A 25,923-nucleotide genomic window follows, 5' to 3' on the forward strand; every position below is an offset into this window, starting at 1 on the left:
GTATAAATCGTTTTGTTGTTTAAGTACGTATTAAATAAAGTGCTTAACAACAAAATGGTTTGTAATGAGTATCTAGGGCATGTTTACCTTTGGTGGTTGAATTTGTTCAATCCAAGAAGGATTTAATCGCGGCGTGAGATTTGTAACCTAGTGGGCTCGACAACTGCTCCTGCGTTATTCTAATGGCTTACATCCATGTAAGAATAATAAAAACCGAGCAAAGCTTCCGCGTCCTACTCACGCGCTCGCTCCTGTAATACGACTTCTCTCCTTTTATAGTAAATCTCTGTTATAGTTGTTAAAAGTTATAAAAGCTAAGTGATTAGGCATTTTGCTATTATTTAACACGCTGACTCACGAGGATACACCCACGAAATGAAATATTTAACACTCGCTTTATTAACTGTCGCTTTTACAAGTGCAAATGCTTTTTCTGAGCCGAGTAATAAAACACGATTTATACCGTTTTTAAAGTCAAAACTGGGGGCATACGAAGTTGTGTCGACCAATTCAGGGTTATGCGTTAATAGCGATTTGAGTTTGACAGACGAAAGTGATTTAAGTGCAGGTTTTAAACTTGGAGAACAAATTGTATTTGGATCGCTCCACAATGGTACTCGCACTATTAAAAAACCAAACTTTTGTTTTATAACCAGTACGCTTAAATATAAAAGTGATGGCCTTGAAAACGGTTTAAGAATGAGCCGTTGTGAAAACCCTGCAAACGAAAAAACAATCAGTCAAAGTATCAAGTTTTTAGCTGATAACACACTAAAATATACATTAAGCGAACCTAGTGTAGAGTGCACATTTAAAAAAGCAGACGAGAGCAAATAAAGCATCTAGTAAGTAGTAAATCATTCGCAGTATATTTTAGGGATATCGCGCCAACGCGTAGTGTACTGCGGCGATAAAAAATCACGATTCATGTGCCATCGGTCATTTAATTTACTGCTTGCAAGGCTGAGCATCCCTTTTCCGTATCGATTGTTAATTGTATCTAGGCATTGCATAAGCTTTGGATTATCAGGGCTCTTATTAAATAAGTCATTTTGCTGAAACTGTTCTGATATTAGTTCTACCGCGCCCACACCACACTTATAAAATCGGATCCCCGGTTGGTAAATATTATTAAATACCTCAGATACAGCATTAGCCATCACGCAAGTGTCGTTAGTGGGTGAGGGGAACTTATACACAAACGACTTTTTATAATATCTGTTTTCGTGCGCACCACTGGCTGCAAAAATATAAAGCTGGTAGGTGAGCGAACGTTGCGCTCTTAGTTTATTAGCCACTGTGGTTACATGGTTAATTAGCGCTGTTTTAAGTGCTGTTGGCTCGCATATGCGCTCTCCAAAACTACGGGTCGAATAAATCTCCCGCTTGTCTTGTCGTACATCATCCCAGTTTAAACATGTTATCCCGTTAAGTTCGCTTACTGTACGTTCAACAACCACACTAAATGCACGGCGCATTGCTTTAGGGTTTTGCTGAGCAAAGTCCCAAGCGGTGTGTATATTCATTATTTTAAGCTTTTTAGCTAGTCGCCGGCCTATTCCCCAGACATCTTCGCAGCTCATTCTTTGTAAAATAGCTTGGCGAGTTTGCTCGCTATTTATTACTGCAACACCATTAAAGCCACTGAGCTTTTTAGCAGCGTGGTTAGCGGCTTTTGCTAAAGTAGGGGTCGGGCCAAAACCAACACCTACAGGAAGTTTTGTTTCGCGCCATACTGTGCGCCTTATTGTATGGCCGTATTCATGCCAGTCTTTAATTAATGATGTGTAGCCATCAAAGTGCAAAAACGATTCATCAATACTGTATATGTGCTGTGTATCGCAAAAGCGGCCAATAATATTCATCATCTTGTCGCTTAAATCAGCATAAAGCTCGTAATTACTAGAGCGAATAACAACGTTGTTTTGCTCAAGTAAATGCTTAACTTTAAAGTACGGGCCAAATTTAGGAATATTTAAGCGCCGAGCAATAGGGCAAATAGCGCATACACAGCCATCATTATTGGTAAGTACAACCACGGGTTTGGAGCGAATAGCAGGGTCGAATACTTTTTCGGCACTGGCATAAAATGACACAGCATCAACTAAGGCATACATTTTAGTAACTCTGGGCTTTGCCTGTGCATTCTTATTGATAGCGTTACTACGCCTTCTAGCTGAAATTCGTCTGCAGAGGTTAGTTGTACAGGCTTATGTAAAGAAGAAGCTGAAAGCAGCCGTGCATTGGTTTTATCAAGTAGTTTGCATACAAAAAGACCATTTAAGTTAGCAACAATAACGTCACCATTTTCTGCAGGCTCTGCACGGTCGATAACTAATAAGTCCCCTTCAAAAATTCCGACTTCTTGCATAGAGTTACCCGATGCAATACCAATAAATGTAGCATCTGGATGCTTTATTAAAAGCTCATCAAGGGTTACACCTAGCTCGGTGTACTGCGCTGCGGGTGATTCGAAACCACACACGCCTGCTTCTATATAAATGGGAATGACAAACATAACACAACCTAAAACGCATATACTGTATAAGTGTACAGTATATGCGTTTTGTGTAAGTTATGCCAAGAAATGTATGGCTGATCAATCCATGTTTTTGATCATTTGTTGTGCGGTATCTAAAAAGTCTTTGATTTGTTGAGGGTTTAAGTTTTTACACATTTGATTATTTATTTTTTTCTCTGAGGCTAATAACTTATCAAAAAGAACTTTACCTTGCTCTGTGAGCGACAAAATAAAGCAGCGTTTATCGTGCTCACTCGCCTGTTTATTAATTAAATTTAAGCCAATAAGATCTTTAATTAAACGTGCTATTTGCGCTTTGTCGCGCTGCGTTTTAGTAACAATATCGTTAGCCGTACAGTTATTTACGTTCGCAATAATATGTATGCAGCGTACGTGCATAGCATTAATACCAAGTTCGCCTGCGTTAATTGCTTCACGAATTGTGACACGGTAATTTTGCATTAGTTCAAACAGCGTATTTGATAAAGGTGTATTCATAGAATTCTCAATATAGTTGACAAAGTCAATTAATTTGCTATAGTTGATTTTATCAACCAATGGGGCGTTGTGCAATACCTGCTTTTTATAGCAGCCAATTATTATACCAATCTGCTTATATATGGGGTCTATTTAACGTTAAGAAAATTACGCTAGAACTAGGCAAAATTTTTGTATCTAGTTGTTCTAAATAAAAAATTGTTAACAACGTTATAGTGCAATTTAATTCGTTAAATTGATCAAAGATTTATGCAGGTTGGTATTAAAGTCTAAGTTTTGTAAAACGAGGTAATACATGAGTAAACAAGTTCGCAAAGCCAACGTATTAAGTACACAGCAAATCACACCCCATCTACAGCGTATTGTTGTAGGCTCTGAAGATTTTAACGACTTAACCTCACAGTACATTGGTAACTATGTAAAAGTACTATTTCCAAAAAATGGTGAAGTAGATTTTAACTTAAAAACAGCCTGTGTACGGTCATATACAATAAGGCATGTAGATGCACAAACAGGCGCGCTAACACTTGATTTTGTTATAAATATGCACCAAGGCCCTGCAACTGACTGGGCTAAAATTGCAAAAGTAGGCGACGAGCTAGGTATTGCAGGACCAGGCCCTAAAAAGCTAGATAATTATGAGCATTCGCATTATGTATTACTAGGCGATTTAACATCGGTAAATGCAATAAAAGGGTATGCGCAGCAATTACCTTTAACTTCAAAAATTGATGCCTTTGTACATGTACCCACCGAAAAAGACATTATTGATTTAGAAACAAGCCGCAATGTTAATTGGCTTGTTAGCGACAACGCTGACGAAGCGCTACTTAGCGCGCTTCAAAATTTGCACATTACAGCAGAGCCTCCCATTGTATTTATGGCATTGGAAGCTGGGCTTGTACGTAGGGCAAAAACACTGCTAACAGAGCAATTTAATATACCGCGCAGTAATATTGTTTCCTCAGGTTATTGGAAAAAAGGCGTAGACTCAGAAGGCTATAAAAAGCAGCGCCAACGTGATGCACAGCTTGCCTGAATACCTTAGAGCAAAATAACATATACCTATTTTGCTTTAATACCTCTGCGTAACTTGAATTGAGCTAATAGCAGACCCATTTAAGTGTTTTATGCTAATGATGTAATCCATTATTAGCATGCATTTTTAGGAGCTGCTATTTTGTTAAATTCCATTCCTTTTTCGTTATTAGAACTTGCCCCCATGATCAAAGGGGACAGTGTTACTAACACTCTTCATAAAAGTACTAAATACGCCCAACGTGCAGATGAACTTGGCTTTAACCGTTTTTGGCTTGCTGAGCATCATAATATGCCAGGTATAATTTGTGCTGCCACTTCTATTTTGGTTGGACACATTGCAGGTAATACCAAAAAGATACGCGTTGGATCGGGCGGTATTATGCTGCCAAACCACTCCCCATTAGTTGTTGCTGAACAATTTGGTACGTTAGAGAGCTTATATCCTGGGCGAATAGATTTAGGACTAGGGCGTGCCCCCGGCAGCGACCAAGTAACGAGTCGTGCACTAAACAACGATATGAGCCGCGCAGAAAACTTCCCGGGTGAGGTAACTGAGCTGCAAACATTGTTAGGTCCTTACAATGGTACGCATCCTATACGTGCTATACCGGGGGAGAACACAAACGTTCCTATTTGGTTATTAGGCTCGAGTTTATTTAGCGCGCAGCTAGCGGCGCAAAAAGGGTTGCCGTATGTATTTGCAGGGCATTTTGCACCGCGCTTTGTGCACGATGCAATAGCGTTGTATAAGCGCGAATTTAAGGCATCAAGCGTACTTGATAAGCCATACGTAATGCTTGCACTGCCTTTAGTGGCAGCAGACACCGACGATGAAGCGCAATACTTGTCGACTACTTCTAAACAACGTGTGCTCGAACTCATACGCGGTAACGAGCTGTGGCTAAAACCACCTGTTGAAAGCATGGATGGGTTGTGGAGCGAACAAGAACGCGCTCATGTAGAGAACTTTTTAAGTCTAAGCGTAGTAGGCGGACATGTAAGTATTAAACACAAGTTAGAGATGATAGCGAAACAACTAGAAGTAGATGAGTTTATATTTACCAATGATGTATTCGATAGTGAAAAACGCCACCGTGCACTCGAAATTTTAATGGAAATAAAACACTAAAATATAGTTAGTTAAGCAAGCGTACACTCTGGGCTTGTTAACATACAGACATCATCAAAAGTTAAACTTTTTTAACTCATTTTATTAACTTTAAGTGATGTCTGTATTTGTTATTTAAATATTCAAAGTAAATTTGATTGCTATTTTTAGTATATATTTTGCTTTATATGCCGTTCTGTTTTTTCAATCGAACTGATTTAAACAATCAATTTTAAGATATCACTTTTATTTTTTATAATGTATGTATTAAACCAAACATCATTAAATAAAGGTAGGTTCACCGTGAAGTTTCTAAATAGCGCAACAGCTAATTCAGTTAACAAAACAGCGCAACCAAAAGTTGCACTGATTGCTGAAGGTGGCGGGCAGCGAGGGATCTTTACAGCTGGCGTACTTGATGCGTGGTTAGAGCAAGAATATGACCCATTCGATTTATTCATTGGCACCTCTGCAGGTTCGCAAAACTTAACTAGTTACTTGGCGCGTCAAAAAGGCTATGCCAAACGCCTAATTAGAGGGCTTTCGCGTAACAAACGTTTTTTTCAGCTTGGTCGCGGATTAGTGGGTAAACACATAGTTGATTTAGATTGGTACTTTGACAAAACCACCGAGGTAAAAAGAGCCATAGATTTTAAAACAGCTAAAACGAGTTTAGGCGCGCGTGAGCTACTTATAACAGCCACTAATGCACGAGACAGAAAAGCATATTACCTATCACCTACGGGTGAGAGTGGCCAATGGCGTGATTTGTTAAAGGCTTCTAGCGCACTCCCGTTTTTATACAAACAAGGTGTAAAGTTAACACCTTGGTTAAACGCAAAAGCAGCTAACGAAATACACCTTGCTGAAGAGCAAGTACAGAGCGATTTTTATCTAGACGGCGGTTTAGCCGCTCCATTACCAGTACGTGAAGCTTACAACCGAGGCGCTCGTAAAATTGTTGTAATAAGAACGGTTGACGCTAATTTTCAAGCGCAATCTGCATGGGTACAAAAGCTAAGAGCATTTGCTATAGCATCAGGCTATTGTCCAAAAACATTGGACTACTTAATACAGCACGAGAAAGCGTATTTAGATGAGCTAGAGTTTATTGCAAACCCACCAAGTGATGTAGAAATAATACAAATTTTTGCAGACGAAAAACTGCATAGCAAATTATTAGGTAGTTCAAATAACGATTTACGTTTTGATCATAAATTAGGCTTAGATGCCGGTCGCTCATACTTAGCAGTGCAAAATTTACAGATTAACAGCAACAACCATTACAGTGCACCTACACAATACAGCTATAACTAATTAAATATAATTACAAAAAAGCGCATAACTTTATGCGCTATTTTTTTGCCATTCTTAATCCTCATTACGCCTCATATAAACCTTACTGCATCAAAATAAAAAATATTGCATCCCGCACCTATGCGCAAAATAAAATACTGAATCTTAAAAAGATATTATTGATTTTTTAACTAATCAATATAAAGTGTAAGTGTGATTTATTATTCACATTTATAGAAATAAAATTCAGTGTTAAATGTACTTACTTACAGATTATTAAACATCAATACACACTTCACTATGGAGTAAAGCCAAACTTAAACACTATTATGTTTAATGCATAATGAGCTGCCGGAGTTTTAAAGTTGAGTAGCGCTACATGCAGAGTTTAAAGTCGGTGCTAACATAAAGTAAAAGTATAAAATAAAAAGGGATTAGTAATGTTCGATACCGTCGTCAAAAGTGTAAACAACCTTTTATGGGGAGAAGGTCAGGTACTTATTTATATACTTTTGTTTACAGGTATATGGTTTTCGGTACGACTAAAAGCAATTCAAATACTTAAATTTAAACATATGTTTAGCCTTTTAAAAGGCAGCAGCAAATGTAAAAAAGACGACATTTCGTCATTTCAAGCGTTGTGTACAGGGCTTTGTGCACGGGTAGGTACCGGTAATTTAGCCGGTGTGGCAGTGGCAATTTCACTTGGTGGAAGCGGCGCTATATTTTGGATGTGGGTAATAGCCATATTGGGTATGGCTACAGGCTTTGCCGAAAGCGTACTTGGGCAAGTATATAAAGTGCGCGATAGTAGCGGCGAGTTTAGAGGGGGTCCTGCGTATTATATTCAGCAAGGTTTGGGTAGCCGAGCATTCGCAATTGTGTTTGCCGCATGTTTATTTTTAGGTTACGGCTTTACGTTTAGCGCAATGCAAACTAACACAATTACCGACGCACTTAATTACGCGTTTGAAGTTCCTACATTTTATTCAGGCCTGGTTATTACCGTACTAGCAGGCTCAATTATACTCGGTGGCTTTAAGGCAATTGCCCGATTTGCAGAACGTGTTGTGCCAATAATGGGCATTGTGTTTGTACTTGCCGCCGTTATTATTACGATTATAAATTTCACACAAGTACCCGCCATGCTTAAAGATATATTTTTATCGGCGTTTGGTTTACAAGAAGCCGGAGCGGGTGCAATGGGCGCTGCCATTAAAAACGGTATTCAACGTGGTTTATATTCTAATGAGGCCGGTGCAGGTAGTGTTCCGCATGCATCAGCAAGTGCCAGCCCAATTCCTAATCACCCAGTAACGCAAGGTTACATACAAATGCTAGGCGTATTTTTCGATACAATAGTACTGTGTAGCTGTACCGCTGTGATCATTTTATTGGCCGATATAGACATAAGCGGCGAAATGGAAGGCATTCGTTTAACACAAAGCGCGATGACCGCTCATTTAGCACAAGGTGGTGTTTATTTTGTAGCAGCCGCTATTACCTTATTTGCTTTTACATCGGTGGTGGCAAACTACGCCTATGCAGAGAGCAACTTGCACTTATTTAAGCTCGACAACAAAGTAGGGCGCGGCATTTACACTTTGCTTTATTTATCAATGATGTTGTGGGGCGCGTCGGCCACCTTAAAAGAAGTCTGGGATTTAGCCGATATTGCCTTAGGGTTAATGACAGTGGTTAACGTTATCGCTATTATACTGTTAACGCCGACTATTTTGTCTGTCACGAGCGATTACCACGCACAAAGAGACAAAGGTTTAGAGCCCGAATTTAAAGTAAAAGATGTAAAAGTACAGGGCAAATGCGAAGACGGCATTTGGGACTAATTCAGCACACTTAACTATAAAAAGCGGTTTTATGGCAACATAAAGCCGCTTTCCATTTTGCATAAATATTCACTTTAAGTATTATGAAAATAACTAAAGCAACCAAAATAAAAGGCACAATTTTTTAGATGATCGAGATTCACGCAGGGAAAACAGCGGCTAAAATTATTAACGAACAGGGCTTTAAACCTGAACTTTTCACCTCTTTTTTAGGTGCAAGTGGCGGCCCTAAATGGTTTACTTTATTTGGCTTAGATAAATATATTTTTGGTGAATTTTTTAAAAATCGTACCCAACCACTTAATTTAATTGGCTCATCTGCTGGCGCTTTTCGCTCTGCGTGTTTTGCACAAAACGATCCTGTTGCTGCGATTGAGCGCTTAGCAAAATCGTATTCGCAAACCCGATACTCAAGTAATAAACCAACACCAAGTGAAATCACAATAAAAGCGCGCGCATTACTTGAAGATGTTTTTGGCGATAACGGCGTCACCGAAATTATAAATAACCCAATATTTAAAGCGCACTTTATAGTAGCAAAATCAAATGGCTTTATTGCCAGCGAAAATAAATTAATACAGTTAATGGGTTTATCAAAAAGTTATATGTTAAACCGCGTTAACCGAAAATTATTAGGCTCGCAGTATGAGCGTTTTATATTTGGCCCAGCAACAAGTGACTTATCAATTACCGACAGCTACAATTTTAAAACGCAAAACATAGCGCTTACTCAAAATAATTTAAAAGACGCATTACTTGCATCGGGCTCTATACCACTTGTTATGCAAGGCATAAAAAATATTGCAGGCTCGCCGCAAGGAATATATCGCGATGGCGGAATAATTGATTACCACTTTGATTTAAAAGTTAATAATCCAGGACTTATTTTATATCCGCATTTTAATAGCGAGCCAAAAGCAGGGTGGTTCGATAAAAATTTAAAACGTAAAGTATCACCACTTAATTACGATAACGTGGTGATGATAACCCCATCAAAAGAATTTGTAGCAAGCTTACCGTACGGAAAAATTCCAGACAGAAACGACTTTACCGATCTTGATGCAGATACACGCATTAAATATTGGAATACTGTTTTTAGTGAAACTGAAAAGTTGGCTGAGGCATTTGAAGGAAAATTGAAGTTGAATATAACTTTATAAACAAAAGGAATCTTAAATGAGTTTAAGAATAAACTTAGAAAATGGAACTCAAGCTGAAATAGATAAAGAAGCTGATATATGTCCAATTTGTGATACAGCACAAATACCTGTTAGAATATTTGTTACCATAACCGGTGAATTAGAAAAATATGATACAAAATTAGAAATAGTAATGAAATGCATGAATAGTAATTGTGCAAGATTATATATAGCTCAATATATTAAAGACAATATCGGATTCATTTACAATAAGTTTAAATTTAACTATTCATTTCCTAAAGCATTTAAAGCACCTGATATTACTAAAGAGATAACAGATATCTCTCAATCATTTAGAAAAATATTTATTCAAGCTAGTGAAGCTGAATCAAAACAATTAGATGAGTTAGCTGGTATTGGCTATAGAAAAGCACTCGAATATTTAATAAAAGATTATTGTATAAGTATAAAACCAGATAAAGAAGAAGACATAAAATCTAATCAATTAAGTCGTGTTATAAATAACTATGTAACAGATGAGAATCTAAAGAGTTGTGCAAATAGAGCCGTGTGGCTTGGTAATGATGAAACTCATTATATTAGAAAATGGGAAAACCACGACCTTAAAGATTTAAAAATATTAATTCAATTAACTTGTACGTGGATACAAAGCTCAATTTTAACAAAGAAATATATGGATGAAATGAGTCGTGATTAAATAAATATAGAGGTAACGTATTAAGGAATAGAATGGTGATTCTATAATTTCAGATGTAAGTAACCACCCATAAATTACGTTATGTTAAATTGAGTGGGTTTTAATAAAGCGAGCGTGATTATACAAACCAGCTCGCTTTTAGGAGAGTAATTTGGTGGTTAATTAAGCTCTGAATCAACCCAAAACTTAGTTCCCTTTAATACAGCTTGTAGTGCAAGGCCATTTTCGGTTACAGAATATACAGTAACTTGATCTGCAATCGCTTCGGCAACCAATGCACCGCCTTTATCTTCATATTTTGCTGCTGCATCAGCGTTTCCGCCAAATGCCCAACCATGTTCAATAAATCTGTTTAATGCAGCTTGGTTATGAAAAACCATTACAACGTTAAAATCTTTAACGCCTAAGCCAAGTCCTAAACCGGCTTCGCCCATATTCATGTAAGTCGATTTACCTGTAAGATTATTTCTAACAACACCGTAACCACCGCCAAAGCTAGCAAGCACTACATTTACATTCGCGTTATCGAATACAGCATAACCAGCAGAGTTAGCAATTTGTTTTTTAACATCAGGTTTTTCAGCGTATAATTTATCTAATGTGTTTGCTTTCATACTTTGTACAAGTGAACGTTTTTCGCTTGGCGATGCACTACCTGTAGTAGCACACCCAGTTAACGCAACAGTTAAAGCAAGTACACTTAGTATAATTAGTTTTTTCATAATGTTTTCCTTAATAAGATATAGCAACCAACAACCAAACAACCAACAACCATAGAATAATCACGGTATTAAAATAATTAGAGCTTTACTATGTCCAATACTAGACAGTATCGGACTTTAACGTTATTCTGTAAGTCTATTATTTAATTGAATATTTATACATTATGCTTGTTGCTTTGGTTGATACGTTAAAACAATTAAGATATCAAATTGCCCATCTAGATGACGGTACTCTCAATTCAGAATACCCAGAACTTGCATCCTTTATACAGGAAATTGGCTTGACTGTAACTGAATCAAAAGCCGATCTGACATTCTTGTATCAGTTTTTATATGTTTATGGCCGAAAATCAGAAGCCACTTATAGTCGTTTTCGAAATGAGCTTGAACGCTTTTATTTATGGTCATGGTTAATCGCAGAAAAATCAGTATTCGATTTAAAACGTGAAGATATTGAAGCTTACGTTGATTTTATGGTTGAACCCGATAAAGCATGGGCTGCAACTTCAGTGCAATGGCGTTATAAAGATGAACAAGGAATTCGTCGATTAAACCAAAACTGGCGCCCTTTTATGCTTAAAGAATCCATTGCTAGTCAGCAAACTTTATCGTCTATGTTTACAGCATTAAATGTGTTTTATAAGTTTGCCTTACTAGAAGAAAAAACATTTGCTAACTTTGTCCCTGTTGTTAAAAAAAATAGTCCGTACTTAGTTGTTCAATCACAAATTCAAATTCCAGACACATTAAGCGATATTCAATGGGAATACGTTTTTGGTGTAACGCGTGATTTATGCGAACATAACCCTGATTTAGAGCGAAACTTATTTACGCTTGCCTGCTTAAAAGGTCTTTATTTACGAATCTCAGAATTATCTGAGCGCCCACAGTGGTCGCCGGTGATGTCTCATTTTTGGCAAGATAATGATGGTTTCTGGTTTTTACGTATTATGGGCAAAGGTAATAAATTACGAGATGTAACCTTAAGCGATGATTTTGTTGAATATTTAAAACGTTATAGACTATACAGAGGTTTACCTGCCCTTCCCCGTGTTGATGAATCAGATCCCTTGGTTCATAAAATTCGCGGGCAAGGTGGTATGACCGTAAGGCAAATTAGGCGTTTAGTTCAACAAAGTTTTGATTATGCACAGCAATCATTACTTGATGATGGTTTTAAAGATGATGCTGAACAACTTGGTGCTGCAACTGCGCATTGGCTTCGCCATACTGGTGCCACACATGATGCGCAAACCAGACCGCTTAAACATTTGTCAGAAGATTTAGGTCATTCTAAAATTGCGACTACCGATCAAATTTATATTCAAACAAATATTAAAGAGCGAGCAAAGTCAGGACTTAAAAGGAAAATTTAATGGAGTATTTAGTAATAGCATTTATAGGCGGATTATTTTTAATTTATTCTTTAACACTTCGCCAGTTAGAAAAAACAGAAGTAACAGGCCCAATGTTTTTTGTTGTTGGCGGAATATGTTTAGCTTCAATGCTACCCAACGAAGGGCATAAAATAAAAGAAGGCGTTGATCTTTTATTACCATTTATAGAGCTTACGCTAAGTATATTTTTATTTTCTGATGCAGCTAAATCAAAGCTAAGTGTATTAAGGCATAGTTTTCAGTATCCTAGTTTACTGTTGTTTGTTGCCCTACCCTTAACTTTATTACTCGGTATTGCTGTTGCTTTATTTTTCTTTGCTGAGCTTTCACTTATTCAAGCGGCTTTGCTCGCTATTATTTTAACGCCTACCGATGCAGCTTTAAGTAAAGGGCTATTAGCAAGTACACAAGTACCTGAAAAAATACGCGAAGGAATAAATACTGAAAGTGGTTTGAACGATGGATTATGCGTACCCATATTTTTAATATTTATATTACTCGCTAAAAATCCTGATTCAGCTATTACCGCAACACAAACATTAAGTGTGTTTGGACGAGAGCTTGGCTTGGCTTTATTAATAGCTATTACAAGTATTGCTGTTTTTATACCGAGTTTAAACTTTGCAATGAAACGTCATTACTTTGCACAAAATACCAGTCCATTTTTATTACTCGGTTTTGCAATGGCTGTATTTTCTGTCACTCAGTATTTTCATGGCAGTGGTTTTATTGCGGTGTTTATTGCAGGCTTATTATTTGATAAATTTTCGACCGAAGAAGTTAGAACAGAATTAATTGAAGACTCAGAGCACATAGCAGATTTCACATCGTTAATGATTTGGTGCTTGTTCGGGTTTGTTTGTGCTTACTTAGTTATTCCTAAATTAAATACTGAAATTATAATTTACGCTTTGTTAAGTACAACATTGATTAGAATAATTCCAGTTATGCTGTCTCTGCAGTTTACGGCATTGAGTATTAAAGAGCGTTTTACATTTGCGTGGTTTGGGCCAAGAGGATTAGCATCAATTGTTTTTACATTGATGGTGATAGATACGCAAATAGAAAACAAATATCAAATAGCGACAATAGCAATGACGACTATTCTGTTTAGTGTATTTATACATGGTATTAGCACTAAACCTATTGCTGATAGTTTTGTTAAAAAATAATTATTTAAACTAGGTAAATTAAGAATACGTATTAAAAAAGGCGTAACGGTTATTTTCATCACTGATGAAGTTAATCGTTGCGCCTTTTTGTATTTAATAAATAATTTACTAAATTGGTATTTAGATAAAACTATTTAAGTACCTCTTATATAAGTGATCTTATTTAAGTACTATTATTTAAGTGATCTTATTTTATAAAGTTATTTAAGAACCTGTGCTAGTAATTCAATTGGGTGTTTTGGTTTAAATTGTTCAAAACGTTTAACTTGGCTACGACAAGAAAATCCCGTAGATAAAAGTTGCTCAGGTTTATTTTTATCTACAATTGGTTTCCAGCTCATTTCGTAAAGCGCACGTGAGTTATCTTGATTTTGTGCTTCGTGGCCATAAGTTCCCGCCATTCCACAACAACCTGTATTTGTTGTTTTTAATGTTAAACCAATATCATTGAAAATTGTTTGCCATACATTTGCTGCTTTTGGCAGCGCAGTTGTTTCAGTACAATGACTCAGTAATGTAAATTCGGTATCTGTATTTTGCTTTGCGCTTAGTGATTTAAACGATTGTGTTTCTAGCCATTCATGAGCAAGCTGCACATTAAATTCGCCACGGTTATTTTCTAAAATTGTATTATATTCATCGCGGTAACACATAACGAGTGACGCATCTAAACCGACTAACGGTGCATTAATATCATTTAATTTATTTAAAAACTCGGCTGCATTTTTAGCTGTAACTTTAAATTCATGCAAAAAACCTTTTACGTGTTGCGGTTTACCATTTGGTTTAAAAGGTAATAGCATTGGTTTTTTACCAAGTTGGGTTATTAAAGTAATAAAACTTTCTACTAATTCCGCTTCGTAAAAGCTCGTAAATGGGTCTTGTACTATTAATACATATTCACTTTGTTGCTCTGCATTTAATTTATTTAGTAAATCAAAATCGAATTTTTGTGTTTTAGTAACACGCTTTGAAAGTGCAGGTATACTTAACTGTGGTGTATCAACATAGCCAACCGTTTTTTTAATAACATTACTAACTAATGATGTTTTAACAATTGGATTTATAACTTTAGCGAACTTTGCCATTAATGGTGCGCTGTTTTCTATGTTACCAACAAGGTAATCTTTTAGCGGGCGTGCATAATAACTATGATAATAATTTAAAAAGCGCGAACGAAAAGTAGGTACATCTACTTTAATTGGGCATGCTGTTGTACATGCCTTACATGCTAAACATTCATCCATTGACGCTTTTACTTCGTGAGAAAAGTCGTAAATACCTTTTCGTTTTTCGCGGCTATGAACAAAACGTTCCCACCAGGTAATGACTTCACCTTTGTTAAGTTGTTTTTCTACTTCGAGCAAATCTACATTTTTTGACTCTTGTAGACGAAGCCATTCGCGCATTAAACTTGCGCGTCCTTTTGGTGAATTACGGCGATCGCCAGTTACTTTATACGATGGACACATAGGTGAATTTTCATCGTAATTAAAGCATATGCCATTACCATTACAGGTCATTGCATTGTTAAAACTGGTTTTAACTTCTATTGATATTTGCTTATCGAAGTGCGATCTCTTTTGTCCATCTACACTAACTAGTGAGTCTTCACTATCGATAGGAGTACATATTTTACCGGGGTTAATGCGATTGTTAGGATCGAAAGCTGTTTTTATTTTACGAAGTTGTGTATATAAATGCTCACCAAAAAATTCAGGACTATATTCACTTCGGTAACCTTTACCGTGCTCGCCCCACATTAAACCACCGTACTTAGCAGTTAGTTTTACGACCTGATCTGAAATAGTTCTAAGTAGTTTTTCTTGTTCTGGGTCACACATATCAAGTGCCGGGCGTACATGTAAAACCCCTGCATCAACATGGCCAAACATACCATACTGTAAATTGTGGCTGTCGAGTAATGCTCTAAATTCGACAATATAATCTGCTAAATTTTCAGGTGGTACAGCGGTGTCTTCCGCAAAGGCGAGTGGTTTTTGGCTGCCTTTTACATTACCTAATAAACCCACTGACTTTTTACGCATTGCGTAAATTTTCAGTATATCGCTTTTATCACTGGTTAACTGATAACCAATAACGCCATTAGTTTGATTTATTACGCATTCATCTAGAAGCTTACAAAGCGTGTCTACTTTGTCTTTTATATCATCGTTTGATACTGCATTAAACTCGACCATGTTAAGGCCTTGCATATCTTTATTTGGTACGTCGGTTATTAAGTCCGATACTAAATTCCAAATGATATCTTCACGCGCTAAGTTTAAAACTTTGCTATCAACGGTTTCTACCGATGTTGCACGTGCATCGACTAAAAATGGTGAATGACGAAGTGCTGAGTCAAAACTATCATACTTAATATTAATAAGCGTTTTGAATTCGGCAATAGGCGTTAGGTTTAATTTTGCTTCAGTTACTATACCTAATGACCCTTCTGAACCCGTTATTAGTCGGCTCATGTCAAAAGTAAGTAAGTCATCACTTAGCACATGCTCTAGGTCGTAGCCGGTTAAAAAACGATTTAACCGTGGAAACTTAGCTAAAATAGCAGCGCGTTCATTAACTGAAATATCTAAAACTGTTTTATATAAACTACCAATTAATGAGTCTTGATTAGCTATAATTTGTGCTTTGTCGATGTCTATTGGGGAGGTACACATAGGTGTGCCATCAACTAAATAAGTTGTTAGCCCTAAAACATGATCGCTCGTTTTACCGTAAACTAACGAGCCTTGCCCCGATGCGTCAGTACTTATCATGCCACCAATAGTTGCCCTGTTACTGGTAGATAAATCGGGTGAGAAGAAAAAGCCATAAGGTTTTAAAAAGTCATTAAGTTGATCTTTTATTACGCCGGTTTGAACGCGTACCCAGCCTTCTTCTACATTTATTTCGAGGATTTCGCGCATATAGCGAGACAAATCTACAACAATACCAGCTGTTAACGATTGTCCGTTAGTGCCTGTTCCACCGCCACGAGGACCAAAAGTTAATGATAAAAACGGGTCGCGAGATGCTGTTTGCAATGCGAGCTGAATATCTTTTTCACTTTTTGGAAAAATAACACCTTGCGGTATTTGCTGATACACACTGTTATCGGTTGAAGCGGTAATACGCGTTGCATAACTTGCGTCGGTATCTCCGGTAAAACCTTGGTTTGCAATGGTATTTAGGTAGTTTGCGACAAGTTCTGTCGCGGCATCTTGCTGTGTAATTGTTGCTATCATGACGGCGATATTTTAGGGCATTTGACTAATTATATCATGGTGATGGCGAATAGAAATTGAAGATTTTACAGTTTGTAACACTCTTTTAGTCGATTTTAATGCAGCTTAAATTATACTCAAGTTAACAAGTAATGAGGTGTGTTATATGAAAAAATTACTATTACAGATCAGTGGCGTGTTATTTATTTTGCTAGGATTATTTTTTGCGGTTGTACCTAGGGCGTGTTGACCTTTCGTTGTTGAATTTGCAGCAGTATGTTTGGTTTTTAGGCAAGGCAGAGCCTATGTAGTGTGGTTACTCCCCATAAATAGGCGATAACGCAGCATAAATACCAAACATGCGCTGCCCAATGGGTTCTTTCTAGGGACGATTAACTCTTTGTTGCTCGATTCTTACTTAGCCCACTAGGTTACAAACCTCGCGCCGCGATTTAATCGCCCCTAGATTGAACAAATTTCAATCCACAAAGATCAACACGCCCTTAGCCTTCACTTATATTTTTTATGGCGGGTTTATTGTGTTTTTCGTTTTACTACCCTAAAGCGCGACATTATTTATCACTTTGTCAAAAGACGTTAACTAAATCATGTGCTTATTTAGATAAAAAATTAGCCCGTTAATTTACTTTTAATTGAATATAAAAAAATGCCAGCAATACATTGCTGGCATTTTTATAGCTTACCTATTTATTACTTTGCTAATTTTTTAGCTAGGTATAACCATGTTTCTATTACTGTATCTGGATTTAGTGAAACAGAGTCAATACCCTGCTCTACTAACCATGCAGCAAAGTCTTCATGATCTGAAGGACCTTGGCCACAAATACCTACGTACTTTCCTTTTGCTTTAGCTGTTTTAATTGCCATAGAAAGTAGCTTTTTAATTGCAGGGTCACGCTCATCAAATAAATGTGCGATTAAACCAGAATCACGGTCAAGACCAAGCGTTAACTGTGTTAAATCGTTAGAGCCGATAGAAAAACCATCAAACATTTCTAAAAATTCATCTGCAAGTAATGCATTTGAAGGTAGCTCACACATCATGATTACTTTAAGACCATTATCGCCGCGTTTAAGGCCATGTTCTTCTAGTAATTCAATTACGCGTTTGCCTTCTTCAAGGGTACGTACGAATGGGATCATGATTTCTATGTTAGCCATATCCATGTCATTTCTTACGCGTTTTATAGCTTCACATTCTAGTGCAAAACAATCGCGGAAGTCTTCAGAGATATAACGTGCGGCACCACGAAAACCAATCATTGGGTTTTCTTCTTCCGGCTCGTATTGCTGACCGCCAACTAGGTTTGCGTATTCGTTAGATTTAAAATCAGACATACGAACAATTACACGCTCTGGTGCAAATGCACACCCTAGAGTAGAAATACCTTCAACCAGTTTTGTTATGTAAAACTCTACTGGTGATTCGTAACCGGCAATCATGTCAGTAATTTCTGCTTTTAATGCATCTGTTTGAGCATCAAAATTTAATAACGCTTTAGGATGAACGCCAATCATACGGTTGATAATAAATTCAACTCGCGCAAGGCCAACACCTGCATGCGGTAAGCGTGCAAAGTCAAATGCACGATCGGGGTTACCCACGTTCATCATAACTTTCATTGGTAGTTCTGGCATTTTATCAACGCGTGACGTTAGTATTTCAAAATCTAAAATACCTTCGTAAATAAAGCCGGTATCGCCTTCGGCGCACGATACTGTTACTTCTTGGCCCGCTTTAATTAAATCAGTTGCGTTGCCACACCCTACCACTGCCGGAATACCAAGTTCGCGTGCAATGATTGCCGCGTGACACGTACGTCCACCACGATTTGTAACAATCGCTGCTGCACGTTTCATGATTGGTTCCCAATCAGGGTCGGTCATATCGGTAACTAAAATATCGCCTACTTGTACCTGATCCATTTCTTTGATTGAATCAAGAACACGAACAACACCGCTACCAATTTTATGACCAATTGCACGGCCTTCAACAACAACGTTGCTTGTACCATTTAATTGAAAGCGTTCCATTACGTTAGAGTCTTCGTTTGAGCGTACAGTTTCTGGACGTGCTTGAACTATATATAGTTTGCCGTCGTTACCGTCTTTTGCCCATTCGATGTCCATAGGACGACCGTAATGTTTTTCGATGATTACAGCTTGCTTGGCAAGTTCTTGCACTTCTTCATCTGTAATCGAAAATTTATTTGAAAGCTCAGGGGCAACATCAACGATGTCTACTTGCTTACCGTGTGCTTTATCTTCTGAGTAAATCATTTGAATGGCTTTAGAACCAATGTTACGACGTACTACTGAAGGTTTATTTTTAAGGAGTGTTGGTTTATGAACATAAAACTCATCAGGGTTAACTGCGCCCTGTACAACCATTTCACCTAAGCCGTAGCTTGATGTAATAAATACAACGTCTTCAAAACCAGACTCTGTATCAATGCTAAACATTACGCCAGATGCTGATTTATCTGAACGTACCATGCGCTGAATACCAGCCGATAACGCCACACCACGGTGATCGTAACCTTGGTGAACTCGATATGAGATTGCACGGTCGTTAAATAATGAAGCAAATACGTGTTTAATAGCGACCATGACTGAATCGATACCAACAACGTTAAGGAAAGTTTCTTGCTGGCCTGCGAATGATGCATCTGGCATATCTTCAGCGGTAGCTGATGAACGTACTGCGAATGATACATCTGCTGCAGTATCGCCATGAAGTTGGCTATATGCGTCGCGAATGGCTTGATCTAGGTTTGGTTGGAATGGTGTGTCGATTATCCATTGGCGGATATCGGCACCGACTTTAGCGAGTGTATTTACATCATCAACATCGAGTGTATCTAGGATGTTGTGAATTTTTGCTGTGAGTCCTGATTGATCTAAAAACTCATTAAAAGCATCTGCGGTAGTTGCGAAACCACCCGGTACTTGTACACCAGCGTTTGCTAGGTTTGAAATCATTTCGCCAAGTGAAGCGTTTTTACCGCCAACTCGAGGAACATCTTGCATACCAAGCTCTTGATACCAGAGAACGTATTCTTGCACGGATCTTTCTCCAAAAAAAACAAATTGTAGGTCTAACTGTGAGAGTTAAGAAAGAAAACCTTTTATAAAGGTCATCATCATTCTACACTGGCAATAGTCCTCACGTAAACCGTGAGAAACCCATTTTAGGGATTTAAACGCAATAAAAAGGTTAATTATGAGAACTGCTTTTTATATATCAGATGGAACCGCTATTACTTCAGAGGTGTTTGGGCATGCGACTTTGTCGTTGTTTCCTATCGATTTTAATCATAAAACAATTCCATTTGTAGAAACTGAAGAAAAAGCGCACGAAATTAAAGCATTAATTAATGCAACCGCTGCAAAAACAGGCGAAAAGCCATTTGTTTTTTTTACTTTTGTTAATCACAATTTAAGTGAAATTATAAAATCGGCTGATGCAGTCACGTATGACTTTTTAACTACATATAGCGAAAAAATAGAAAAAGAACTCAATGTAGCCCCAGTTCCTAAAATGCATCGTACGCATTCCATCCACGAAAAAAGTTATGACTTTAGAATTGATGCCGTTAATTATGCTCTTATGAATGATGATGGCGGAAATATTAAAAACTTTTCTGAAGCAGACATCATTTTAATTGGCGTTAGTAGAAGTGGTAAAACACCCACAAGCTTATACTTAGCACTGCAGTACGGCATTAAAGCGGCTAACTACCCTATTACAGAAGAAGATTTAGATAATGAAGGTTTGCCTAAATGTTTAGTCCCTTATAAACATAAGTTATTTGGACTTACGATTGACCCTGAGAGACTTGCGGCTATTAGGCATCGACGTATGGCGAACTCTAAGTATGCTTCAATTAAACAGTGTCGTATTGAGGTCCGCGAAGTGGAAATGTTGTATAAGCGTCATAAAATTGCTTACTTTAATTCTACGCATCATTCTGTTGAAGAAATATCTGCAAAAATATTGATAGAAACAGACTTGGAGCGACGTAAGTACTAACTTACTAATAAAATTAAAAACAAAAAACCGCAACTAAGCGGTTTTTTTTGTATCAATAAATATTATTTACGTGCGTCTTTTAGTAAATCAGCTACTAAAAAGCCTAACTCTAATACTTGGTCGGCATTAAGGCGTGGATCACACTGCGTTTTGTAACGCTGTGCTAGGTCATCGTCAGATAAACCGTAAGCACCGCCAGTACACTCTGTAACGTGCTGGCCTGTCATTTCTAGGTGAACACCACCTGCGTATGAACCTTCAGCTTTGTGTACAGCGAAGAACTGACTGATCTCGCGCATAATATTGTCGAAGTTACGTGTTTTGTAACCTGATGTCGCTTTTTCAGTGTTACCGTGCATTGGATCTGAGCTCCAAATTACTTTACGGCCTTCTTGTTGAACTCTTCTTACTAGTGCTGGAAGTTTTTCAGGAAGTATATCTGCACCCATACGCGTAATTAGCGTTAAACGACCAGGAATGTTATCTGGGTTTAATGCATCAATTAAACGAATTAGGTCATCTGGGTCCATACCTGGGCCAACTTTAACACCAATTGGGTTTTTAATGCCTTTGAAAAACTCAATATGTGCATGGTCTAGTTGACGAGTACGTTCACCAATCCAAACAAAGTGAGCAGAACAATCGTACCAATCACCAGATAAGTGGTCGCGACGAGTAAGCGCCTCTTCGTAACCAAGTAGTAACGCTTCGTGAGAAGTGTATAAATCGGTTTCTTTTAAGCTTGGCGCAATTGTAGAGTTAATTCCGCACACTTCCATAAACTCTAGTGCGTCTTGAATTTTATCAGCAAGTTGTTGGTATTTTTCTTTAAGTGGATTTGCAGCAACAAAGCCCATGTTCCAACGGTTTACCTGGTGAAGATCGGCAAGGCCACCTTGTGCAAAAGCACGTAATAAGTTTAACGTAGCGGCACTATGATGGTATGCAGTCATTAAGCGTTGTGGATCGGGTATACGTGCTTCTTCTGTAAACTCGATATTATTAATAATGTCGCCACGGTAAGATGGTAAAGACACGCCATTAATTGTTTCTAAGTCTGCTGAACGAGGTTTAGCGTATTGACCAGCCATGCGCGCTATTTTAACTACAGGGCATTTACCGCCGTAAGTTAATACAACAGCCATCTGTAAGATTGTTTTGAATGTATCGCGAATGTTAGCGGCATTAAAATCGCTAAATGATTCTGCACAGTCACCACCTTGAAGTAAAAAAGCACGCCCTTCGCACACATCTTCAAGTTGTTTGAATAGGCTTCTTGTTTCTTCAGCAAAAACTAAAGGTGGTGCCGTTTTTAATTGGCTTTCTACTGATTTAAGTATTTCTTGATCTGGGTACTGTGGCTGCTGCAGTATTGGCAGCTCTCTCCAGCTATTTGGGTTCCACGATTGCATAATTTTTCCTCATTCCTACATTACCTGATAAGAAGAAATTAACGTATGCAGGCCCCTATGTTCAAGGACTAAATTCACTATTTTCCAATTATTTAGTTATGAGTTAAGTATAATAGTAATCTTACTTAACCTATGTGGTTACATAACATACACTTTAGTTTTATTTCGAAGAAACTAAAGTGTTTAAATACATGAGTTTAGAGCTAACTATTTACAATTTTAACGCATTGAGAATAAATAGTACATAAGGGTATGTTATACGTAATTTAGCTAGGAACACATCATACTTAAATGACAGCTTCTGTAATCTTAACTTTACGCGGATAATTAATTAATAGCTATCAAGTGCTATGTGCAGACCTTAATGTATGATATGAGCGTTTGTGGTAATCATTTATCTGCGCTTTAAATCCTAGATGCATAGTCTTGTATAGCACTCGTATGCAGGACTATATTCACAAGTGCCACAACTTAAAGGTGTGGTAGGCCATTAAGTTTTCTCTTCAAAGTGATAGTGTTACTTAACAATTCGCCATGATTAAAGCCCCTCCTGCTAGAAGTATCTTTAAAGAGGAACTGATATCAAAGAGCATTTGTAGTCATTGTAACCTTTAGCCTGATCACCGTACTGCCAACACGGTGTAATATGAGTCAGTAATTATAAATAATAATGAATGCTAAGACGGTTAGATAAATATATGAAAATTATATAAATCCGCTTAACTCATTTTTCTAAACTTAGTTTTATCACCTACTACGTAGATAATCTAGTACTTGGTGTATTAGCCTTTTTATATACGACAAAGTAAATACTCCAATGTCATATGAATTAGTAAGGAGTTTCAATCTTTCTTCATTTATATACCCCACAAGAACACATCATACTTAATTTACTTATTATATAACTATAAACCCCGAGTACTATTGTTATTTATTTAGACAAAGCAAAGTGCATGTAATAATATAAGGCTAGTAAGATGTGTTCTTTGAGGTGTGTAATGGTAACTAAGGTACAAATTAGAAGTCAGTTTGATTTAATGAACGAATTAACTTTGAGGTTGATTGAAGAACTAAAAGAGTGTGAATTCTCCAAAGCGGAATATTATCAATTACCAGATGTAAGTAGTTTCGATGAGAGTAAAGTTCCAGAATCTATACTTGTTTCTAAAATCACTGGAGTACCTGCTCAAAAAGCAATCCTAAACTCTTTTTCAGACATGTATAAAAAATCAGGATTAAGCAGTCGTGTTTTAAAAAGGCACCCTGGTTTGCTCGTTATTAAAAATGCAGATAAACAAGCTTTAAATAATCGTATAGCTCAAGTAAATAAAGCTAAAACTACGTTTAAAGAATGTATTTTAGCTATTTATAGCAACGATGCTCGATTTGAAGCAGTTCACAATGCTATACCAAATTTAATAACGCTTGCTGCATATCGTAAAATTCATAGTGAAAGCGAATCGCCATTTTCGGTTAGGTTTACTTGGATGCACAAACACGCAACTAAAACGCTGACTAAAAAAATGGCTCTCGAAATGCTCGACAAATCGGCCAGTTATCGAAATCCAAGAATGATAGATCAACAAAAATGGCAATCACTTGTAGCTCAAGAACAATTACGGATTGCTAGTTTAGGCGAAAAGGAAAAACTTAGAATTCGCCGCCCTACTCGAGTGAGTCCACAGGTAAATGTGAGATATACGGCGCAAAATCGCTATCATGTGAGTGCTGCATTACCCTTTATTCTGATTAATCCAGAACCAGACGTAAAATTAGGTATATTACCTGATTATCAAAAACCCGAAACTCACCCTCGTAAGCGCGAGTATGATTTTTTGGTTGATAGGTTATATTTAGAACAGGTTGAGCGGTAGTCATTATGTTAAAAAGGCCACATAGTGTGGCCTTTTTAGTTATCCGTACAGTATTTAAAATAACGGTTATTATTTTTCTACTATTTCTTCAATTTTATCTTCATCAATCAGTACGGCATTTTCAACAATGCGTTTACCGCCTTGGATTTCAATGCGTTTATTGTGTTTGTTCAATGTAAGTATTTCATCGCAAAACTGATCAGACGGGTGCATTTCGTATGTGTAATCGATAATGTTACCGGTTTTGTCATCTTTAACATTTGTAATGCTGTATTCTGATATTGCACCTTTTTCAATCAAATCTTTCATTGTGGTGGTCATATCACGACGAAGTGCTTTTAATTTATTTTCGGTAATATCATCAGTTGAATAAATAGATCCGTATTTTTCCATAATTGAAAGTAATCTAAAATGGTACGTTTTACCTGGTGCTGCATAACGCCAAAGGTGATACAAACGAAGCATCATCCAACGCGATAATCCACGTTTTAATTCTTGAGCGCTATTAAAGTAATACCCTTTGTATTCAAGGTTATCAATCATGTTATGAACAAATGCATTTAAACAGGCAACACATTTTACATTGCCACCCTGACCTTTTTTGCCACTAAAATGCAGTGACGATAAAAAGTTCATGTTTGACTCGTAAAACGAATCATCTATATCAGAATTTTTAGTATCTGTTGCCGAATATTTAAATGAAAGTTTAGAACCTTGCAATGCTTCAAGTGACTCTTTTATTGCAGGATATGGCATTGACTGCCCTACCGCTTTGAGTTCTTGTGCTAATTCGTTCATAGAAAAAACAACCGCGTATTGAATACCGGATTTAAAATTAATTTTAACTATTTTGCCTTTAGAAGCTAAACGAATAAGTGCTCGCTCTACTTTTTCTTCTCTATCTGATGGCCAAACAAGGTATTCAACATCTTCGCCATCTTTGCGTGTACTTACAACAGCTGGCGTTATTTTTATTTCGCCATCGTACAGAATACCATCTACTTTTTCAGATATTTTACGCGTAATAATTGTTTTTTTAGGCGCTTCTTCAAGTGGCAATTTTTTATAGCCCGAGCGAACAAAGCGTCCCCACAAATCATAGTGATTAAACGTGTTTGAATATGCACGTAATCCATGTGCTGCATTTTCAATAGAAATTCGCACGTCTTTGTTGTCTGTAAATAGTGCTAAACTTTCGTTATCTATTGCACTTTCCACCCCGTGGATTTGGCCCCTAAGTGTATCGGGCAAGTTATCTACCGAGATGTTGACCTTTCGGCTCATTGTTCTTATTTCCATTTTTATTGCGACAGCTAATAACAACACATTAAGCAACAAAAGTTAAATGTTTAAGTTAGTATAAAAGTGATCTGACTTTAAATAAAACGTTTGGATCACTATTATACTAAGTGATGTACATTACTTACGATTTCAGATCATATTTATACTAACTGGACTATCACAAATCTAATTTTTACTAACTCAGCTGTTATTTTGTCCATTACAATGGCTTAATTTTAAAATTAAGCACGACAAATACACCAAAAAATATATTCCCCTGTGGATAAAGCCTTACCGAGTTAGAATAGATCTGATCTGTACCAAGTACAGATCAGATCTATACTAATTAAAAGCGTATTTTTATGTTGCGACTAGTGCATAACTTTATAATTTACTTAGTAAAAAACTGATCTGCAGGGCTCTTTTTGTTCATAACTTCATGCGTAACCTGTGCATAACTCTATATTTAAAATTGACCTTAGTAAAAAGCTGATCCGCAGGTAGATAAAGATCTGATCTTAACCAAGTATAAACCTGATCTGCTTTTTTAAACATTATTCATATAAATCATAATGTTATGTGATGATTTTACACCCTTAACCTTTATTACCTTATA

The 25,923-nt window shown here is 37.1% G+C and carries 19 protein-coding genes; 11 read left to right on the top strand and 8 right to left on the bottom strand.

Translation table 11 applies throughout. The features are described 5' to 3' along the window. Positions 1-375 precede the first annotated feature (375 nt). Positions 376-837, top strand: a complete 462-nt coding sequence (locus PARC_RS20900; RefSeq protein ID WP_010552920.1) for a hypothetical protein — start codon at positions 376-378, stop codon at positions 835-837. A 20-nt stretch (positions 838-857) separates the two neighbouring features. On the opposite strand, the gene PARC_RS20905 is transcribed toward PARC_RS20900, so the two are convergent. The 3 genes from PARC_RS20905 to PARC_RS20915 all read right to left on the bottom strand — a co-directional run bounded on the left by PARC_RS20905 (position 858) and on the right by PARC_RS20915 (position 3,019). Continuing rightward, a complete protein-coding gene (locus tag PARC_RS20905; RefSeq protein ID WP_010552919.1) occupies positions 858-2,117 on the bottom strand; it encodes a Y-family DNA polymerase in 1,260 nt (419 codons plus the stop codon). After that, positions 2,105-2,518: a S24 family peptidase gene (locus PARC_RS20910; RefSeq protein WP_010552918.1), complete on the bottom strand. Its 414-nt coding sequence runs from the start codon at positions 2,516-2,518 to the stop codon at positions 2,105-2,107. The genes PARC_RS20905 and PARC_RS20910 overlap by 13 nt, the downstream gene beginning before the upstream one ends. A gap of 81 nt (positions 2,519-2,599) precedes the next feature. Next, a complete protein-coding gene (locus PARC_RS20915; protein ID WP_010552917.1) occupies positions 2,600-3,019 on the bottom strand; it encodes a MarR family winged helix-turn-helix transcriptional regulator in 420 nt (139 codons plus the stop codon). Between the two features lie 295 nt (positions 3,020-3,314). On the opposite strand from PARC_RS20915, the gene PARC_RS20920 reads away from it, so the two are divergent. The 6 genes from PARC_RS20920 (at position 3,315) to PARC_RS20945 (ending at position 10,168) form a co-directional block, all read left to right on the top strand. Next, complete coding sequence (locus tag PARC_RS20920) at positions 3,315-4,058, top strand: siderophore-interacting protein (RefSeq protein ID WP_010552916.1); 744 nt, start codon at positions 3,315-3,317, stop codon at positions 4,056-4,058. Positions 4,059-4,199: 141 nt separating this feature from the next. Further along, positions 4,200-5,189: an LLM class flavin-dependent oxidoreductase gene (locus tag PARC_RS20925; RefSeq protein WP_010552915.1), complete on the top strand. Its 990-nt coding sequence runs from the start codon at positions 4,200-4,202 to the stop codon at positions 5,187-5,189. A 282-nt stretch (positions 5,190-5,471) separates the two neighbouring features. After that, positions 5,472-6,485 (top strand): patatin-like phospholipase family protein, encoded by a 1,014-nt coding sequence (locus PARC_RS20930; protein WP_010552914.1) that lies wholly within the window; start codon positions 5,472-5,474, stop codon positions 6,483-6,485. Positions 6,486-6,904: 419 nt separating this feature from the next. Continuing rightward, positions 6,905-8,311, top strand: a complete 1,407-nt coding sequence (locus PARC_RS20935; RefSeq protein WP_010552913.1) for an alanine/glycine:cation symporter family protein — start codon at positions 6,905-6,907, stop codon at positions 8,309-8,311. Between the two features lie 128 nt (positions 8,312-8,439). After that, positions 8,440-9,471: a patatin-like phospholipase family protein gene (locus PARC_RS20940; protein WP_010552912.1), complete on the top strand. Its 1,032-nt coding sequence runs from the start codon at positions 8,440-8,442 to the stop codon at positions 9,469-9,471. A gap of 16 nt (positions 9,472-9,487) precedes the next feature. Beyond that, positions 9,488-10,168 (top strand): DUF4145 domain-containing protein, encoded by a 681-nt coding sequence (locus PARC_RS20945; RefSeq protein ID WP_010552911.1) that lies wholly within the window; start codon positions 9,488-9,490, stop codon positions 10,166-10,168. A 158-nt stretch (positions 10,169-10,326) separates the two neighbouring features. Here the strand turns inward: PARC_RS20945 and PARC_RS20950 are convergent, their stop codons facing one another. After that, positions 10,327-10,890, bottom strand: a complete 564-nt coding sequence (locus PARC_RS20950; protein ID WP_007583197.1) for a lipid-binding SYLF domain-containing protein — start codon at positions 10,888-10,890, stop codon at positions 10,327-10,329. A gap of 164 nt (positions 10,891-11,054) precedes the next feature. Between PARC_RS20950 and PARC_RS20955 the strand changes: the two genes are divergently transcribed. Together PARC_RS20955 and PARC_RS20960 are read left to right on the top strand one after the other, a co-directional pair. After that, positions 11,055-12,266 carry a tyrosine-type recombinase/integrase gene (locus PARC_RS20955; RefSeq protein WP_007583195.1) on the top strand — a complete coding sequence of 404 codons (1,212 nt, stop codon included), beginning with the start codon at positions 11,055-11,057 and terminating at the stop codon, positions 12,264-12,266. Then, complete coding sequence (locus PARC_RS20960) at positions 12,266-13,459, top strand: cation:proton antiporter (RefSeq protein ID WP_002962135.1); 1,194 nt, start codon at positions 12,266-12,268, stop codon at positions 13,457-13,459. The genes PARC_RS20955 and PARC_RS20960 overlap by 1 nt, the downstream gene beginning before the upstream one ends. A 200-nt stretch (positions 13,460-13,659) precedes the next feature. On the opposite strand, the gene ydiJ is transcribed toward PARC_RS20960, so the two are convergent. Together ydiJ and ppsA are read right to left on the bottom strand one after the other, a co-directional pair. Further along, positions 13,660-16,707 carry a D-2-hydroxyglutarate dehydrogenase YdiJ gene (gene ydiJ, locus PARC_RS20965; protein ID WP_010552910.1) on the bottom strand — a complete coding sequence of 1,016 codons (3,048 nt, stop codon included), beginning with the start codon at positions 16,705-16,707 and terminating at the stop codon, positions 13,660-13,662. A gap of 690 nt (positions 16,708-17,397) precedes the next feature. After that, complete coding sequence (gene ppsA / locus PARC_RS20970; RefSeq protein ID WP_007583187.1) at positions 17,398-19,773, bottom strand: phosphoenolpyruvate synthase; 2,376 nt, start codon at positions 19,771-19,773, stop codon at positions 17,398-17,400. 157 nt (positions 19,774-19,930) lie between these two features. Here ppsA and ppsR point away from each other — a divergent pair, with 157 nt between their 5' ends. Continuing rightward, a complete protein-coding gene (ppsR, locus tag PARC_RS20975) occupies positions 19,931-20,740 on the top strand; it encodes a posphoenolpyruvate synthetase regulatory kinase/phosphorylase PpsR (protein ID WP_007583184.1) in 810 nt (269 codons plus the stop codon). Positions 20,741-20,802: 62 nt separating this feature from the next. Here ppsR and PARC_RS20980 read toward each other — a convergent pair whose 3' ends face one another. Then, a complete protein-coding gene (locus PARC_RS20980; protein ID WP_008167282.1) occupies positions 20,803-22,152 on the bottom strand; it encodes a class II 3-deoxy-7-phosphoheptulonate synthase in 1,350 nt (449 codons plus the stop codon). 998 nt (positions 22,153-23,150) lie between these two features. Between PARC_RS20980 and PARC_RS20985 the strand changes: the two genes are divergently transcribed. Beyond that, positions 23,151-24,026 (top strand): DNA replication terminus site-binding protein, encoded by an 876-nt coding sequence (locus tag PARC_RS20985; protein WP_010552909.1) that lies wholly within the window; start codon positions 23,151-23,153, stop codon positions 24,024-24,026. A gap of 69 nt (positions 24,027-24,095) precedes the next feature. Here the strand turns inward: PARC_RS20985 and PARC_RS20990 are convergent, their stop codons facing one another. Further along, the gene (locus PARC_RS20990; protein WP_024591590.1) at positions 24,096-25,310 is read right to left on the bottom strand and encodes a hypothetical protein; all 1,215 of its coding nucleotides are present in this window, start codon (positions 25,308-25,310) and stop codon (positions 24,096-24,098) included. Between the last annotated feature and the right edge of the window lie 613 nt (positions 25,311-25,923).

The sequence above is a fragment of the Pseudoalteromonas arctica A 37-1-2 genome (assembly GCF_000238395.3).
In the GTDB taxonomy this organism is placed as follows: Bacteria; Pseudomonadota; Gammaproteobacteria; order Enterobacterales; family Alteromonadaceae; genus Pseudoalteromonas; species Pseudoalteromonas arctica.